The sequence below is a fragment of the Brevundimonas sp. genome, from assembly GCF_051858995.1.
Taxonomy (GTDB): Bacteria; Pseudomonadota; Alphaproteobacteria; order Caulobacterales; family Caulobacteraceae; genus Brevundimonas.
The window spans coordinates 158,255-170,956 of sequence record NZ_JBHYGN010000011.1 but is presented as its reverse complement, the minus strand read 5'-3'; the positions used below and the strand labels follow the sequence as shown (position 1 = coordinate 170,956).

At 68.5% G+C, this 12,702-nt stretch carries 14 protein-coding genes; 8 read left to right on the top strand and 6 right to left on the bottom strand.

All coding sequences use genetic code 11. The features are described from left to right. Positions 1–53: 53 nt before the first annotated feature. The 3 genes from ACTIEF_RS13130 to ACTIEF_RS13120 all read right to left on the bottom strand — a co-directional run bounded on the left by ACTIEF_RS13130 (position 54) and on the right by ACTIEF_RS13120 (position 2,365). Entirely contained in the window at positions 54–740 is a 687-nt protein-coding gene (locus ACTIEF_RS13130) for an MgtC/SapB family protein (RefSeq protein ID WP_439472588.1), read from the bottom strand. Positions 741–811: 71 nt separating this feature from the next. Then, positions 812–1,510 (bottom strand): MgtC/SapB family protein, encoded by a 699-nt coding sequence (locus tag ACTIEF_RS13125; RefSeq protein ID WP_439472587.1) that lies wholly within the window; start codon positions 1,508–1,510, stop codon positions 812–814. 36 nt (positions 1,511–1,546) lie between these two features. After that, positions 1,547–2,365: a hypothetical protein gene (locus ACTIEF_RS13120; protein ID WP_439472586.1), complete on the bottom strand. Its 819-nt coding sequence runs from the start codon at positions 2,363–2,365 to the stop codon at positions 1,547–1,549. Positions 2,366–2,720: 355 nt separating this feature from the next. Between ACTIEF_RS13120 and ACTIEF_RS13115 the strand changes: the two genes are divergently transcribed. From ACTIEF_RS13115 to ACTIEF_RS13100, 4 genes are all read left to right on the top strand, one after another. Next, positions 2,721–4,142: a M20/M25/M40 family metallo-hydrolase gene (locus tag ACTIEF_RS13115; protein WP_439472676.1), complete on the top strand. Its 1,422-nt coding sequence runs from the start codon at positions 2,721–2,723 to the stop codon at positions 4,140–4,142. Between the two features lie 222 nt (positions 4,143–4,364). Further along, positions 4,365–5,240 carry a hypothetical protein gene (locus ACTIEF_RS13110; RefSeq protein ID WP_439472585.1) on the top strand — a complete coding sequence of 292 codons (876 nt, stop codon included), beginning with the start codon at positions 4,365–4,367 and terminating at the stop codon, positions 5,238–5,240. A gap of 73 nt (positions 5,241–5,313) precedes the next feature. Beyond that, complete coding sequence (locus ACTIEF_RS13105; protein WP_439472584.1) at positions 5,314–6,900, top strand: ShlB/FhaC/HecB family hemolysin secretion/activation protein; 1,587 nt, start codon at positions 5,314–5,316, stop codon at positions 6,898–6,900. A gap of 9 nt (positions 6,901–6,909) precedes the next feature. Then, positions 6,910–7,119 carry a hypothetical protein gene (locus ACTIEF_RS13100; protein WP_439472583.1) on the top strand — a complete coding sequence of 70 codons (210 nt, stop codon included), beginning with the start codon at positions 6,910–6,912 and terminating at the stop codon, positions 7,117–7,119. Positions 7,120–7,124: 5 nt separating this feature from the next. Here ACTIEF_RS13100 and ACTIEF_RS13095 read toward each other — a convergent pair whose 3' ends face one another. Continuing rightward, positions 7,125–7,649 carry a TonB family protein gene (locus ACTIEF_RS13095; RefSeq protein WP_439472582.1) on the bottom strand — a complete coding sequence of 175 codons (525 nt, stop codon included), beginning with the start codon at positions 7,647–7,649 and terminating at the stop codon, positions 7,125–7,127. Next, complete coding sequence (locus ACTIEF_RS13090; protein WP_439472581.1) at positions 7,649–8,422, bottom strand: YebC/PmpR family DNA-binding transcriptional regulator; 774 nt, start codon at positions 8,420–8,422, stop codon at positions 7,649–7,651. The genes ACTIEF_RS13095 and ACTIEF_RS13090 overlap by 1 nt, the downstream gene beginning before the upstream one ends. A 175-nt stretch (positions 8,423–8,597) precedes the next feature. Here ACTIEF_RS13090 and ACTIEF_RS13085 point away from each other — a divergent pair, with 175 nt between their 5' ends. After that, a complete protein-coding gene (locus ACTIEF_RS13085; protein ID WP_439472580.1) occupies positions 8,598–8,798 on the top strand; it encodes a hypothetical protein in 201 nt (66 codons plus the stop codon). Between the two features lie 14 nt (positions 8,799–8,812). Here the strand turns inward: ACTIEF_RS13085 and ACTIEF_RS13080 are convergent, their stop codons facing one another. After that, positions 8,813–9,250: an acyl-CoA thioesterase gene (locus tag ACTIEF_RS13080; RefSeq protein ID WP_439472579.1), complete on the bottom strand. Its 438-nt coding sequence runs from the start codon at positions 9,248–9,250 to the stop codon at positions 8,813–8,815. Between the two features lie 211 nt (positions 9,251–9,461). On the opposite strand from ACTIEF_RS13080, the gene ACTIEF_RS13075 reads away from it, so the two are divergent. The 3 genes from ACTIEF_RS13075 (at position 9,462) to ACTIEF_RS13065 (ending at position 12,698) form a co-directional block, all read left to right on the top strand. Continuing rightward, positions 9,462–10,595, top strand: a complete 1,134-nt coding sequence (locus ACTIEF_RS13075; RefSeq protein ID WP_439472578.1) for a zinc-dependent alcohol dehydrogenase family protein — start codon at positions 9,462–9,464, stop codon at positions 10,593–10,595. Between the two features lie 19 nt (positions 10,596–10,614). Beyond that, on the top strand, positions 10,615–11,049 hold the full coding sequence (locus tag ACTIEF_RS13070) for a hypothetical protein (RefSeq protein ID WP_439472577.1): 435 nt from the start codon (positions 10,615–10,617) through the stop codon (positions 11,047–11,049). Between the two features lie 698 nt (positions 11,050–11,747). After that, positions 11,748–12,698, top strand: a complete 951-nt coding sequence (locus ACTIEF_RS13065) for an HNH endonuclease (RefSeq protein WP_439472576.1) — start codon at positions 11,748–11,750, stop codon at positions 12,696–12,698. The last annotated feature ends 4 nt before the right edge of the window (positions 12,699–12,702 follow it).

Here is a 12,702-nt window from a genome sequence, read left to right as displayed (position 1 = left end):
CCGGAACGGGCTGGCGGTGTTCGTGGACGCCGCCGTCGCCTTCTGCACCTAGGTCACTCATCCCTCGGCATGACCGAGAAGCCAGCCAGCCCCTCCTCTGACCCAAGGCGTTCGACCAGACCGTCGATATCGAGCGGCATGGGGCCTTTCACCTTCAGATGATGCTCGTGCAGCTTGCCGTCCTGCGAGACGACATGGCCGAGGCGGACCGCCTTCATGCCGGAATCGCTGAGCAGGTTGCGGACCCGCGCTTCGCCCGGCGCCGCGTTGCGCCGCCACTTCAGCGTGACGTCCATGACCCCGATGTGGGGCAGCTTCGCATCCGCCAGACGCAGGACGCCCAGCACCGCCAGGGTCGCGCCCGCCGCCAGCAGGGCCAGCGGCAGCATGCCGACGCCGAACAACACGCCGATGGCCGAAGTGACCCACAGGGACGCCGCCGTGGTCAGGCCGTGGACCGAGAAGCCCTCACGGAAGATCACGCCCGCGCAGAGGAAGCCGATGCCGGTCAGCAGGCCATGCGACATGCGGGTGGGATCGACCACGACATTCTGGCCCGGCAGGGCGGTGAAGGCCCAGGTCGCCTGGTGCATGGCCGCCAGCATCAGCACGCAACTGGTCAGGCAGACGAGGATGTGGGTGCGGAACCCCGCAGGGTGGCCGTGGTAGGTGCGCTCGACGCCGATCAGCCCCCCGGCCGTCATGGCCGCCAGAACCGGCCAGACCAGATCCCAATTCATCAAGGAAATTCGCTCCGCAAACTGACGAATCCTGAGCCTAGGCCCGTCTCGCGGTTCCGATCAAGCGAAGGTCAGTCGTCGCGCGGATCGAGCGAATAGCCGATGACGCCGTCGATGCCCCGCAGACGGACGGCGAGGGCCTTGAGCGCGGGCTCGCCTTCGATCTTGAAGCGGAAGCTGCGGCGCAGTGTCTGGCCGCCGTCCAGCAGTTCGAAATGGTCGGCGCGGGAGGACCGATGGATTCCCGCCAGAGCCGCCTCGATCCGGTCCTCGGCTCCGGTCGCGTCGCGCCGCCAGACGATTTGGGCATCGACCACCGACTTCTGCGGCAGACGAAGGCTGACCACCCGCAGGATGATCAGGATGACGACGGTCAGCGTCGTCCCGACCGCGCCCAGACCATAGAGGCCCGCCCCGAACAGCAGGCCGATGGCCGCCGTGGTCCAGAGCGAGGCCGCCGTGGTCAGGCCATGGATCGAGAAGCCCGCGCGGAAGATCACCCCGGCGCAGAGGAAACCGATGCCGGTCAGGACGCCATGGGCCATGCGGGCTGGATCGGCGACGATCTGGGCGCCCTCGATCGGCAGGAAGCGCCAGGCCGCCTGCGACACCGCCAGCTCCATGAGCAGGGCCGAGGCCAGGCAGACGAGGATGTGGGTGCGGAAGCCCGCCGCCCGTCCGCGCCACTCCCGTTCGAAGCCGATGAGCCCGCCCGCGATGACGGCGGCCAGCAGGGGCAGGGTGAAGCCGGGCAGGTCGCTCAGGGTCATGCTCGAGCAACGGCGGCTGAGCGTGGCGGTTCCGGCTCAGCCCTCGGGCGCGGGGACCGGCGGCGGGGTGGTCAGACGGTCCGCCGACGGCAGGGGCGAGGTCGGCACATAGGCGGGCGGCGCGTCAGCCTCGGGCGGCGGGGGCGGGGGCACGACGAGGCGGCGCATGGGCGCGGTGAAGGCGACGCCGAAGCTGATGCGGCTCTCGACGACCTGTCCGTCGATCCTGACCGGTTCGGCCCGCGCCCGATCCAGCGCCGGGCGCACGCGGGCGGCGAGACCCGTGCCCGCGGGCTGTTCGGTGGAGGCGCAGTCCGACAGCAGACCGCTGCGGGTGACCCGGCAGCGGAACTGGACGCTCATTTCCGACACCCCCTCGGGGAAGGCGTCGCCGCGCACCGTGGGCCAGCTGGGCGGGACGGACCAGCGCAGGGGCTGGGCCGGACGGACGGTCGAGGACAAGGGCGTCCGCGCCCGCTGCTCGGCCAGCAGGCGTTCGATCTCGCGGCGCTTCTCGGGCGGCAGGTCTTCGAGGCGAACAGCGCCGCTCGGCAGGGTGGGATTTGCGGGTTCGACCGAGAGCGCGGGCGGCAGGGACTCGCCGCTGCCGATACGGCCGCGGGCCTCCTCAGCCGCCTCACGACGTTCGCGCTCAGCCTCCCGTTCCTGGCGCGCGCGCTCGCTTTCGGCGGCGCGGGCTTCGCGGTAGGGCCCGGCCTTGCCGTACTGGTCGACCAGATGGATCAGCGACACCGTCCCGGCGACCGCTATCACGGCGCCGACGGCGAGCGCGGTGTTCCGCTCGGCCCGGGTCCGAGGCCGCAGTTCGGCGTGGTCGTCGTAGCTGTGCGTCATGCGGTCCCCCCGCGCCTATCCTGGCCGGTCCGAGGGCCTCATGGCAACGCCAGAGACAGACGTCCCGGACCGGATTAGCGTCCTGTGCGCACAGGAGCACGTCATGACCTACTCCGCCGGACCCGCCGTCGCCATGGCCGCCGCCCAGAGGGCCGAGCGGAAACTGATCGAGGCCCTCCGCGCCGCCGAGGCGCTGAGCCCCGACAAGGCCGTGCCGCTGGTTCCGGATCGCTGGTTCGGACGCGCGGCGCTGAAGCGGCTGCTCCGGCGCAAGACGGTGCATGAGGTCGGCGGGCGCTACTGGCTGGACGAGGCCGGCTACGCCGCCATGCGCAAGGCCCACCGCAAGGAGGGGATGATCATCGCCGTCGTCCTGCTGGCCATCTTCGCCGCCATCGTGGCCCTGGCCGTCGCGCGGCAGGCGAAGGCGCAGGAGGCGGGTCCGGACCGGCAGGCCTTTCGCGACCTGTACGAAGAGCTGATCGAGACCAATACGACCCTGTCGGAAGGCAGTTGCACCCTGGCGTCCGAGCGGATGGCGGCGCGGCTGCTGGCGGCCGGCTATCCGGCGTCAGATGTGCGGGTGCTGGTCCCGACGGAGCGGCCGAAGGACGGCAATCTGGCGGCGGTGCTGCGCGGCGCCGACCCGACCGCCGCGCCCCTGTTGCTGCTGGCCCATATCGATGTGGTCGAGGCGAAGCGCGAGGACTGGGAGCGCGACCCGTTCACCCTCGTCGAGGAGAACGGCTATTTCTACGCTCGCGGCGCGCAGGACGATAAGGCGCAGGCGGCGATCTGGGTGGACACCCTGATCCGGCTGAAGGCCGGGGGCTTCACCCCGCGCCGGGACATCAAGATCGCCCTGACCTGCGGCGAGGAGACCTCGGACACCTTCAACGGCGTGTCGTGGCTGCTGGCGCACCACCGTGACGCCCTGCAGGCGGGCTTCGCCCTGAACGAGGGCGCGCGCGGACGGCTGGACGCGCAGGGCCATCGCATCGCCTTGGAGATCCAGGCGGGCGAGAAGATCTATCAGGACTATCGGCTGGAAATCGAAAATCCCGGCGGGCACTCGTCCCGCCCCGTGCCGGACAACGCCATCTATCGCCTGTCCGCCGCCCTGACCCGGCTGGGTGCCCACACCTTCCCGACCGAACCGAACGAGGCCGTGAAGGCCTATTTCGCCGCCCTGGCCACGACCAATCCGACGCACGCCGCCGACATGAGGGCCATCGGCGCGGGCGACCCGCGACAGATGCAGGCGGCGGCGATGCGCCTGTCGGGCGCCGATCCGGCGTGGAACGCGGTGCTGCGCACCACCTGCGTGGCGACCATGGTCGACGCCGGCCATGCGCCCAACGCCCTGCCCCAGAGCGCGGTCGCCAATGTGAACTGCCGCATCCTGCCGGGCCATGATCCTCGAACGATCCAGGCGGAGCTGGAGCGCGTTCTGGCGGACCCCGGCATAGCGGTGACCATCCCCGGCAACATCGACCCGACCTCGCCGCCCCCGCCGCTGAGCCCCGACATCGTCGATCCGATCCGGCGCGTCGCGGGCGAGCTCTGGCCGGGCGTTCCCGTGGTGCCGTCGATGAGCCCCGGCGCCACCGACGGGCGCTTCACCAATGCGGCCGGCATCCCGACCTATGGCGTCACCGGCCTGTTCGCCGACCCGGACGGGGGCGGAGTGCACGGGCTGAATGAGCGCATTCGCGCGCGGTCGCTGTATGAAGGCCGGGACTTCTTGTTCGAACTGGTCAAAATTTACGCCAATTAAGTCCAATTGCCGACACTTGTACGGCAAAGCTGAAATCAACACTTACAGCAACATCAACAAATACATTCAGCGTTGCAGTTTGAATCGGCGGGACGACTGAATTGTTCTGGTTAACGAGATATTACCGTTTTCCTAACTTGATCACGAAGGCGTGATTACTTGCAACCCTCTTGGAACCGACCAGAGGGGCCGCTCCTTTTCGGCTCGGGAAAGGAGAATACCATGGCTCACACAACCTCCAGCGCTAACAAGGTCTTGATTTGCTGCGGCATTGCCGCCGCGCTCATGGCGGCAGGCTGCAACGGCAATCGATCCTATTCTTTCGGCGGCGGAGGCGGCTTCGGCTCCGACGGCGGACAGGGCGCCCCGGGCGCACCCGGTGAACCGGGCGCCCCCGGCGAACCCGGCGCTCCCGGCGCTCCCGGCGCTCCCGGCGGCCCCGGAACGCCCGGCGCGCCCGGTCTGGGCAGCGGCCTGATCGGCGGCCTGACCAGCCTGGGCGAAACCTCGGGCCTGAACGACCTGGCCGATCCGCTGGGCCGCGTCACCGTCGGCGACCGCACGGTCCTCGGCGCCGGCGGCTCGGGCGGTCCTCTGGGTGTCAGCGTCCTGTCGCCGACGCAGCAGACCGGCTCGGTCGCCACCGTCGGCGTCCTGTCCGGCGGACAGGTGGCGACGGTCAGCACCGGCACCCCGACCACCGCGGTCGGCACCGCCTCCGGGCCGGCCAACGGCCTGCTGGGCCTGACCGTCGGCGGCAATCAGGTGCTGGGCTCCAGCAGCGGCAATCCCGCCATTGATCTGAACGTGCTGTCTCCGGGCGGCGCCTCGGGCACGGCGGTCACCGGCAACGTCCTGTCGAACGGCCAGCCGGTCGGTCTGGGCGTGGCCGGAACCACGGGCGCGACGGGAGCCAGTCCCGTCGGCGGTCTGGTCAACGGCGTCACCGGCGCGGTCGGCGGCCTGCTGAACGGCGGCGCGACCGGTGGAGCCAATCCGCTGGGCGGTCTGCTGGGCGGCGGCGCCACTGGCGGCTCCAACCCGATCGGCGGTCTGCTGGGCGGTCTCCGCCCCGGCGGCGGAACCGGCGGCAACTGAGACCGGACGACGGACGGCGCCGCGCCTCCTCGGCGCCGTCCGCCTCTCGCTCTTCTCTGACAAGGAATACTGAATGATCATCGCGCCCGCCGTGCTGGCCGCCGTGCTGATGACGGCCCCCGACGGACCCCAGGACGGGTTGATCGTCGATCGCGGCCGACTGGACCGCGCCCAACCCCTGCCCGACCCGGCGCAGGCCCCGACGCCCGCGGAGCCGGTCCCGGCCGAAGAGCCTCTCGCGCCCTTCGTGCTGCGCGCCGTGGATATCCGCACCCCGCCGGTGGTGGCGGACGAGATCCGCGCCGCGACCGATCCCTTCGTCGGCCAGACGCTGGATGCCCAAGGCCTGGCCCGGCTGCGCGCCGCCGTCAGCGCCGCCCTGGGCAATCGCGCCGCCCTACCCATCGTGGCCATAGATGCGCGCGAGTCGGCCTCAGGCCTGCTGCGCATCACCGCCGCCCCGGGCCGGGTCGGGCGCGTGGCCATCTACGGCGACACCCGCCCCGATGTTGAGCTGATGCGACGCTACGCCGGACGACTGGCCGCCGAAGCGCCGCTGACCCGCCAGACGGCGGAACGCTATCTGTCGCTGATCGCCGACATCCCCGGCGCGAAGACGACCTTGGAGAGCGCGCCCTCGGCCACCCCCGGCGCGACCGATCTGGGCTTTGACATCTCCTTCACCCGCTGGGTGTTCGAGACCGACCTGAACAATCGCGGCTCGCAGACTCTGGGCCGGACCCAGATCACCGGCGCGGTGACGCTGAACGGCGGCTTCCGGATGGGCGACCAGACCCGGCTGGCCCTGACCGTCCCGACCGATCCCGAGAATTTCCAGTACCTGAGCCTGTCGCACCGCCAGCCCATCGGCTCGGACGGGATGGCGATCAGCCTGGCCGCCGGCAAGCTGCGCACCCGGGTCGAGGGACTGAACGGCGACGCGACCACCCTGGGCGCCGTGCTGAGCTGGCCGATGATCCGCAGCTATCGGCAGAATCTGGTGCTGAGCGCGGGCATCGATAGTCTGGATAGCGACAACGCCGTGTTCGGCAATCTGCGGGCGACCGAGAAGACCCGAGCCCTGCGCGCCTCCGCCGCCTTCGGCCAGATCGGGACAGGCTCGACCCTGAACGCCAGCCTGACGCTCAGCCGGGGCATCGACGGGCTGGGCTCGGAGGTCGACGGCTTCACCGACGCCGACTTCACCAAGATCAACGGCCGCCTCGATGCGGCCAAGGCCTTCGGGCGCAGTGTGCGGATCAGCGGCGCGGTGGCTGTTCAGTACTCGGAAGATCGGACCCCGACGGCGGAACTGTTCAGCCTGGGCGGAACCGATTTCGGGCGCGGCTTCGGCTCGGGCCTGCTGGTCGGCGACAGCGGCTACGGCGCCAAGGTCGAGGCCGCCTGGCGGCCGGGGTTCACGCCCCGTCCCTTCGCGGGCAGCGAGGTCTACGCCTTCGCTGACGGGGGCGAGGCGCGAGTCAATGCGCGCGGCCCCTTCGCCGACCGCACGGACCGGCTGGCCTCCGCGGGCGGCGGCGTCCGCATCGCCATCGCCGACCGGGTGATGCTCGAGCTCGAAGGCGCCCGCGCCGTCGACGATCCCCGTCCTGAAGGCCGTCGCTCGCGTTTCGGCTTCGCCGTCACCGCCCGTTTCTAGGAGTTGCGTATGCCCCACTGCACCGAACGCTGTCTGTGTCCGGAGAATTTCACCGCCCTGAAGGCCGAGGTGATCCGCGCCGCGGTCGAACTGTCCGACGAGCAACTGATGGAGTTGAGCGACGCCCTGCACAGCATGATCCGCCTGCGCCGCCCGGGCCGTCCGATCAGCCATGACTCCGGCTGGATGGTGGAGGAGGAGGCACCCTATTTGCCCTGAATCGCCTACGCCGGCGGGATGAAGCGGGTGGTGTAGGTGATCCGCGCGCCGGGACGGGCGCCGTCGGCCAGCCGGGCCTGACGGGCGGCGCTAAGGGCCGAGGCGCCGAAGCCGTAGCCCGGCGGGTCTTCACTGACGATGACGCAGTCGCCGAGGCGGCCCTCCGACTGGATCACGCAGGTCACGACAACCCGGGCCATCAACGGCATTCCGGCGCGCGGGGCCGGATACTCCGGCTGCGGCGTCCGCGCCCAGCGGTGCGCCTCGATCGGCAGGCGGACGGGCGCATCCGGCGCAGGCTCGTCCTCGAACGGCCGGACCGGGATCAGCTCTTCCCGCTCGACCACCTCGACCCCGGTCTCAGCGACCGGCAGAACCGCTTCGGCCTCGTCGTCGAAGGTGGTGCGGGTGTTGGAGATCACCCAGGCGACGATCACCGCGAGGGCCGTCAGGATGACGATCAGCCTCCACGGCGGACGCCTCGGCTCCTCGATCAGAGGGATCGGAGGGCGGCCGCCGTTGAGGTCCATCAGCCCGCGTACTTGGCGGCGTCTTCGTCCGAGATGTCCTCGTTCGAATAGACGTTCTGGACGTCATCCTCGGCGTCCAGGGCGTCGAGAAGCTTGAACAGGGCGCCGACGGCCTCGCCGGTGACCGGCACTTCCGACTGGGGCTTCCAGACGATGGCGGTCGACTTGGGGTCGCCCAGCACCTTTGACATGGCCTCGGCCACCTCGTTCAGGTCCTCGTAGGCGGTCCAGATGGTGTGGCCCGGCGCGTCCTCATAGATGTCCGGCTTGACCAGATCGCTCTCGACATCCTGGGCGCCCGCCTCGATGGCGGCCTCCATGACGGCGTCTTCCGAACCGGCTTCGGCGGCGTAGACGATCTTGCCGACCTTGTCCCACATGAAGGCGACCGAGTTCATCTCGCCCAGGGCCCCGCCATTCTTCTTGAAGGCGGTGCCGATGTTGGAGGCGGCGCGGTTGCGGTTGTCGGTCAGGGCCTCGACGATAATGCCGACGCCGCCCGGGCCGCGACCTTCGTAGCGGACCTCTTCCATCGTATCGAGGTCGCCCGACGAGGCCTTGTTGATGGCGCGGGCGATGACGTCCTTGGGCAGGCTTTCGGCCTTGGCGTTGTTCACCGCCAGACGCAGGCGCGGGTTCATGGCCGGGTCGGGCATGCCCGACTTGGCGGCGACGGTGATGTCGCGCGACAGCTTGGAGAACAGCTTGGAACGCTGGGCGTCGGCGCGCCCCTTGCGGTGCATGATGTTCTTGAACTTGGAATGGCCGGCCATGGGTAGGTCTCTTGATGTTTGGTCGCTAACGCTCGCGGCGCGGCCGCTCGCTGCTTGAGCGCCCGTCGAGGCGATAAACTCGGCGCCGCATCTAGCCGATGGCGGACACGGTGTCACGATTCAGGAACCTGTAGAGCTTTACAGGCATTTCGAACGCAGCAGACGGAGCCCCCACATGACCGCCGAAGACGCCATCTATGAAGCCGAGGGCTATCACGACGACGACCTGCACGAGGCCGATATCGTCGAGTGGTACGAGGCGCGCCCCATGACCGTCTCGACCTATGTCGCCACCGGCGCGGTCATCGGCGCCTTCGCCCTCGGCGTGCTGACCGCCGTGGGCGCGCTGGCGCTGATGGGCCGGCTGGACGACTGACGCCCGTAGGGGCGTCAGCTCTTCAGGCTCTCCAGAAACCCCCGCATCTTGTCGTCCACGCTGACCGGCCGCTTGGTCTCGCGGTCCACATAGACGTGGACGAAGTAGCCGACGGCGGCGGCGTCCTGCTCGTTGTTGCGGAACAGGGCGATCTCGTAGCGGACCGAGCTGGTCCCGACGTGGGCGACGCGGACGCCCGCCTCGATCTCGTCCGGGAAGGCCGTCGGCGAGAAGTAGCGGCAGCCCGTCTCGGCCACCAGACCGATGGTCTGGCCGTTGTGGATGTCCAGCACGCCATTGACCACCAGCAGCCGGTTCACCGCCGTATCGAACCACGAATAGTAGACGACGTTGTTCACGTGGCCGTAGACGTCGTTGTCCATCCAGCGGGTCGAAATCTGCTGGAAACGGCGATAGTCGCCGCGCTTCGTGCGTTCGATGGTGCCGGTCATAAGGTCTCCCTTTGTTGAGGGCGCTACCGCTCGCGACGCGGTCGCTCGCTGCTTGAGCGCGGAGGACGCTCGAACTCCGGCGACGCCTCGCTGCGACAGGCAGCCTCGGCTGGTGATTTCGTCCCTGTGGAGCGGGTCTGCGCCCACTTCCGATATCGACGGTCGGGCTTGGCGGACGCGGCGTCAAGCGCCTAGCGTGATCGTTATGAGCATGATCCAGACCCGCGCCGCCGTCCTTCGCGCCATGGGGGCCGCGCGGCCCTATGCCGAAAGTCGACCGCTGGCGATCGAGACGGTGACGCTGGACCCGCCGGGCGCCGGCGAAGTGCTGGTCGCCATCAAGGCGGCGGGCCTGTGCCATTCGGATCTCAGCGTCATCAACGGCGACCGGCCCCGCCCCATGCCGATGGCGCTGGGCCATGAGGCGGCGGGGGTGGTCGAGGCCGTCGGGCCCGGCGTCGAGGACCTTAGCCCCGGCGATCACGTGGTCATGGTCTTCATGCCCAGTTGCGGCCACTGCCAGCCCTGCGCCGGGGGCCGCCCGGCCCTGTGCGAGCCGGGGGCCGCGGCCAATGGCAGGGGCGAACTGTTGGGCGGCGGCACCCGGCTGCATGGTCCCGAGGGTGACCTGCATCACCACCTCGGCTGCTCGGCCTTCGCCGACCAGGCCGTGGTCTCGCGCCGGTCGCTGGTCAAGGTTCCGAAGGATCTGCCGTTCGAGCACGCGGCCTTGTTCGGCTGCGCCGTCCTGACCGGCGTCGGGGCGGTGGTGAACACGGCGCAGGTCCGGGCCGGACAGTCGGTGGCCGTGGTCGGTCTGGGCGGGGTCGGCCTCGCTTCCGTGCTGGGCGCGCTGGCCTCGGGGGCCAGCCCGGTCGTGGCCGTGGACCTGTCGGAGGACAAGCTGGCGCTGGCCCGCTCGCTGGGGCCGGTCCTGACCGTCAACGCCGCCGACGCGGATGCGGTGGAGCAGGTGCGCACCCTGACCGGCGGCGGAGCCGACGTCGTGCTGGAGATGGCCGGTTCGGTCCGCGCGCTGGAGGCGGCGTGGAAGATGACGAAGCGCGGCGGCGCCACCGTCACCGCCGGCCTGCCCCCGCCCGAGGCGGCGCTGGCGGTGAACGTCGTCAATCTGGTCGCCGAGGAGCGGACCCTGAAGGGCAGCTATATCGGCACCGCCATCCCGTCGCGCGACATCCCCCGCTACATCCAGTTGTTCCGCGACGGGCGCCTGCCGGTCGACCGGCTGCTGACCGGCACGGTCCGGCTGGAGGACATCAACGCCGCCTTCGACGCCCTGCATGCGGGCGAGGCGGTGCGGACGGTGGTGACCTTCGGCGACTGAGAGCCTACAGGCTGAGGCCATGACCCAAGCCCCTCTTCGCCGCCTGATCGACCTGCCCGGCCTGGACGCCCTTGAGATGAAGGCGCTGATGAAGCCGTCGGTGGGCGATCCCGACAATCGCGATGCGTTCCCGGAGATCGCCGAGGCCGCCAAGGCCGCCTTCGGCCTGACCCCCGACGAGGCGGAAGCCGTCGCCCTGCCGGACGACTGGGACGGGATCGAACAGCTGGATGGCTTCGACCTGACCGACGCCTTCGAGGCCGAGGGCTGGGATGTCACGGACAGCAAGCGCAAACCCCTGCGCATGATCCGCCACTGGGCCCTGCCCCTGGCGCTGGCGATGCGCGGCGTGGCGGGCGAACTGCCCTTCCAGCCCGAGCCCGGACCGGACGAGCCGGGCGATGACTGGGGCTCGAAGATGGCCGCCGAGGCGACGCGGTTCCGGAAGCGGTAGGAGACGAGGCGGACCGAGAGCATGGGGGGATGGGGCTCAGTTGTCCCTCTCCCGACGGGAGAGGGGGAATGAGGGCAAGCGTCTTCACCGCTTCTGGCGGAAGCGGTGATGGGAAGGGCGCGGGACGCCGGGCCTCGCCCGGTGCGGTGTGTAGTTTTACCGTTTCGACGAGAGCGACGTCCCGCGTGGCCGTTTTCCACACGTCCCTCCGGCTGGCGGCGTTTCTCCTTAGTGCCTTACCGGATCATCCGCCGACGCCATTGCTGACCCCGACGCGGGGCGGACGTAACGATCAGGGTCGTCATCGGCCCGCTCCTGAGGACGCGCGGCGAGCAAGCGGGCAGGATCCATCCCTGCCCTCGAGGACCCCTGCACTCTCCATCGCGCAGGCTTCATCGCTCGGCCACAGCCCGCCGTCGTCGAGAAGCGTGGATCCGACGCCCTCCCCATCGACGGGATGGGCATAGTGTGGGGGTGGGGCTTCCTAAGGGGGGGAAGAAGGGCGAAATTTTTTGAGAGTTCGAGCGGGATCAGAGGGTTACGCGTCAGGCGAGCGCGGGTTGAAGATTAACTCTCGCGTATTTTTCAAGGACGGACTGAGACACTAGCGTTGCCAAACGGTCCATTGCTAACCTGCGATGGATGATTGAGGTCCAAAACCAACTCGAAGTAGGAATAGGCTTTCCCCGAGGGCGCACATGAGCAGGCTCTCGGAGCGCCTAGCGGCGCTTCCATCGACACAGCGAAGCGTTTTGGAGTGGTTTGACGCGCGGCGCGGCGAACTCATAGGCAAACCGCCGACCGTCAACGGAATCCATATTTTCAATCCCCAGACCGGGATTCAGAAGCCTGCTGGATGGATACACGCTGTCAGCATCCGCCAAACGCTGAGCAGCACTTACGACGACCATGCGCCGGTGCGGGCTTCAGACGGCTCTTGGACCTACCAATATTTCCAAGAACGAACAGACCCTGCGAAAGCCGCCCGAATGGCTACCAATAAGGCGCTGCTCGATTGTCTCCGAGACGATGTTCCTGTGGGAGTAATGATCCAAGAGCAGTCGAAATCTCCAGTGCGCTATCGCGTATGGGGACTGGCGAAGGTCGTGGATTTCCGCAACCACCACTTCTCACTTCAAGGCTACAATGATGCGGGCGAACTACCCTTTGAGGGGGTTAGCTCTGAAATCACCTATGAAGCTGGATTTGCTCCGTATGCTGCTGCTTCTGAACTAAGCACCCCGATGGGGCCGGAGGATGCGCGAAAGCGCATAGAGGCTCAAATCTACGTCCGCCAAGGTGGCGGAAAGTTCCGCAATGCCGCGCTAAAACGGTTTAACGGGAGATGTGTCGTTTCCCAATGCAACGTAAAGCAGGTGCTCGAGGCCGCACACATTGTCCCCTACCGGGGACAGCACACCAACGTCGCAGACAACGCGCTACTCATGCGCGGAGATATTCATACATTGTTCGATCGCGATCTTCTCACGATCAATGCGGAAACACTAAAAATCCATCTCCACAAAGACCTCCAATCATCGCCCTATAGCGAGTTTGAGGGAATGAATCTTGAAATACCGGAAGAGGTATCGCGCACGATTCTTCGCGATCGTCTGATCGAACGTCTCGCGATGATTAGTTTGAAGTAAAATT

Bases quoted from the DNA above. Each gene is read 5' to 3' on its own strand.
- ACTIEF_RS13130 (WP_439472588.1), bottom strand. From the start codon at position 740: ATGAATTGGGATCTGGTCTGGCCGGTTCTGGCGGCCATGACGGCCGGG.
- ACTIEF_RS13125 (WP_439472587.1), bottom strand. From the start codon at position 1,510: ATGACCCTGAGCGACCTGCCCGGCTTCACCCTGCCCCTGCTGGCCGCC.
- ACTIEF_RS13120 (WP_439472586.1), bottom strand. From the start codon at position 2,365: ATGACGCACAGCTACGACGACCACGCCGAACTGCGGCCTCGGACCCGG.
- ACTIEF_RS13115 (WP_439472676.1), top strand. From the start codon at position 2,721: ATGATCATCGCCGTCGTCCTGCTGGCCATCTTCGCCGCCATCGTGGCC.
- ACTIEF_RS13110 (WP_439472585.1), top strand. From the start codon at position 4,365: ATGGCTCACACAACCTCCAGCGCTAACAAGGTCTTGATTTGCTGCGGC.
- ACTIEF_RS13105 (WP_439472584.1), top strand. From the start codon at position 5,314: ATGATCATCGCGCCCGCCGTGCTGGCCGCCGTGCTGATGACGGCCCCC.
- ACTIEF_RS13100 (WP_439472583.1), top strand. From the start codon at position 6,910: ATGCCCCACTGCACCGAACGCTGTCTGTGTCCGGAGAATTTCACCGCC.
- ACTIEF_RS13095 (WP_439472582.1), bottom strand. From the start codon at position 7,649: ATGGACCTCAACGGCGGCCGCCCTCCGATCCCTCTGATCGAGGAGCCG.
- ACTIEF_RS13090 (WP_439472581.1), bottom strand. From the start codon at position 8,422: ATGGCCGGCCATTCCAAGTTCAAGAACATCATGCACCGCAAGGGGCGC.
- ACTIEF_RS13085 (WP_439472580.1), top strand. From the start codon at position 8,598: ATGACCGCCGAAGACGCCATCTATGAAGCCGAGGGCTATCACGACGAC.
- ACTIEF_RS13080 (WP_439472579.1), bottom strand. From the start codon at position 9,250: ATGACCGGCACCATCGAACGCACGAAGCGCGGCGACTATCGCCGTTTC.
- ACTIEF_RS13075 (WP_439472578.1), top strand. From the start codon at position 9,462: ATGATCCAGACCCGCGCCGCCGTCCTTCGCGCCATGGGGGCCGCGCGG.
- ACTIEF_RS13070 (WP_439472577.1), top strand. From the start codon at position 10,615: ATGACCCAAGCCCCTCTTCGCCGCCTGATCGACCTGCCCGGCCTGGAC.
- ACTIEF_RS13065 (WP_439472576.1), top strand. From the start codon at position 11,748: ATGAGCAGGCTCTCGGAGCGCCTAGCGGCGCTTCCATCGACACAGCGA.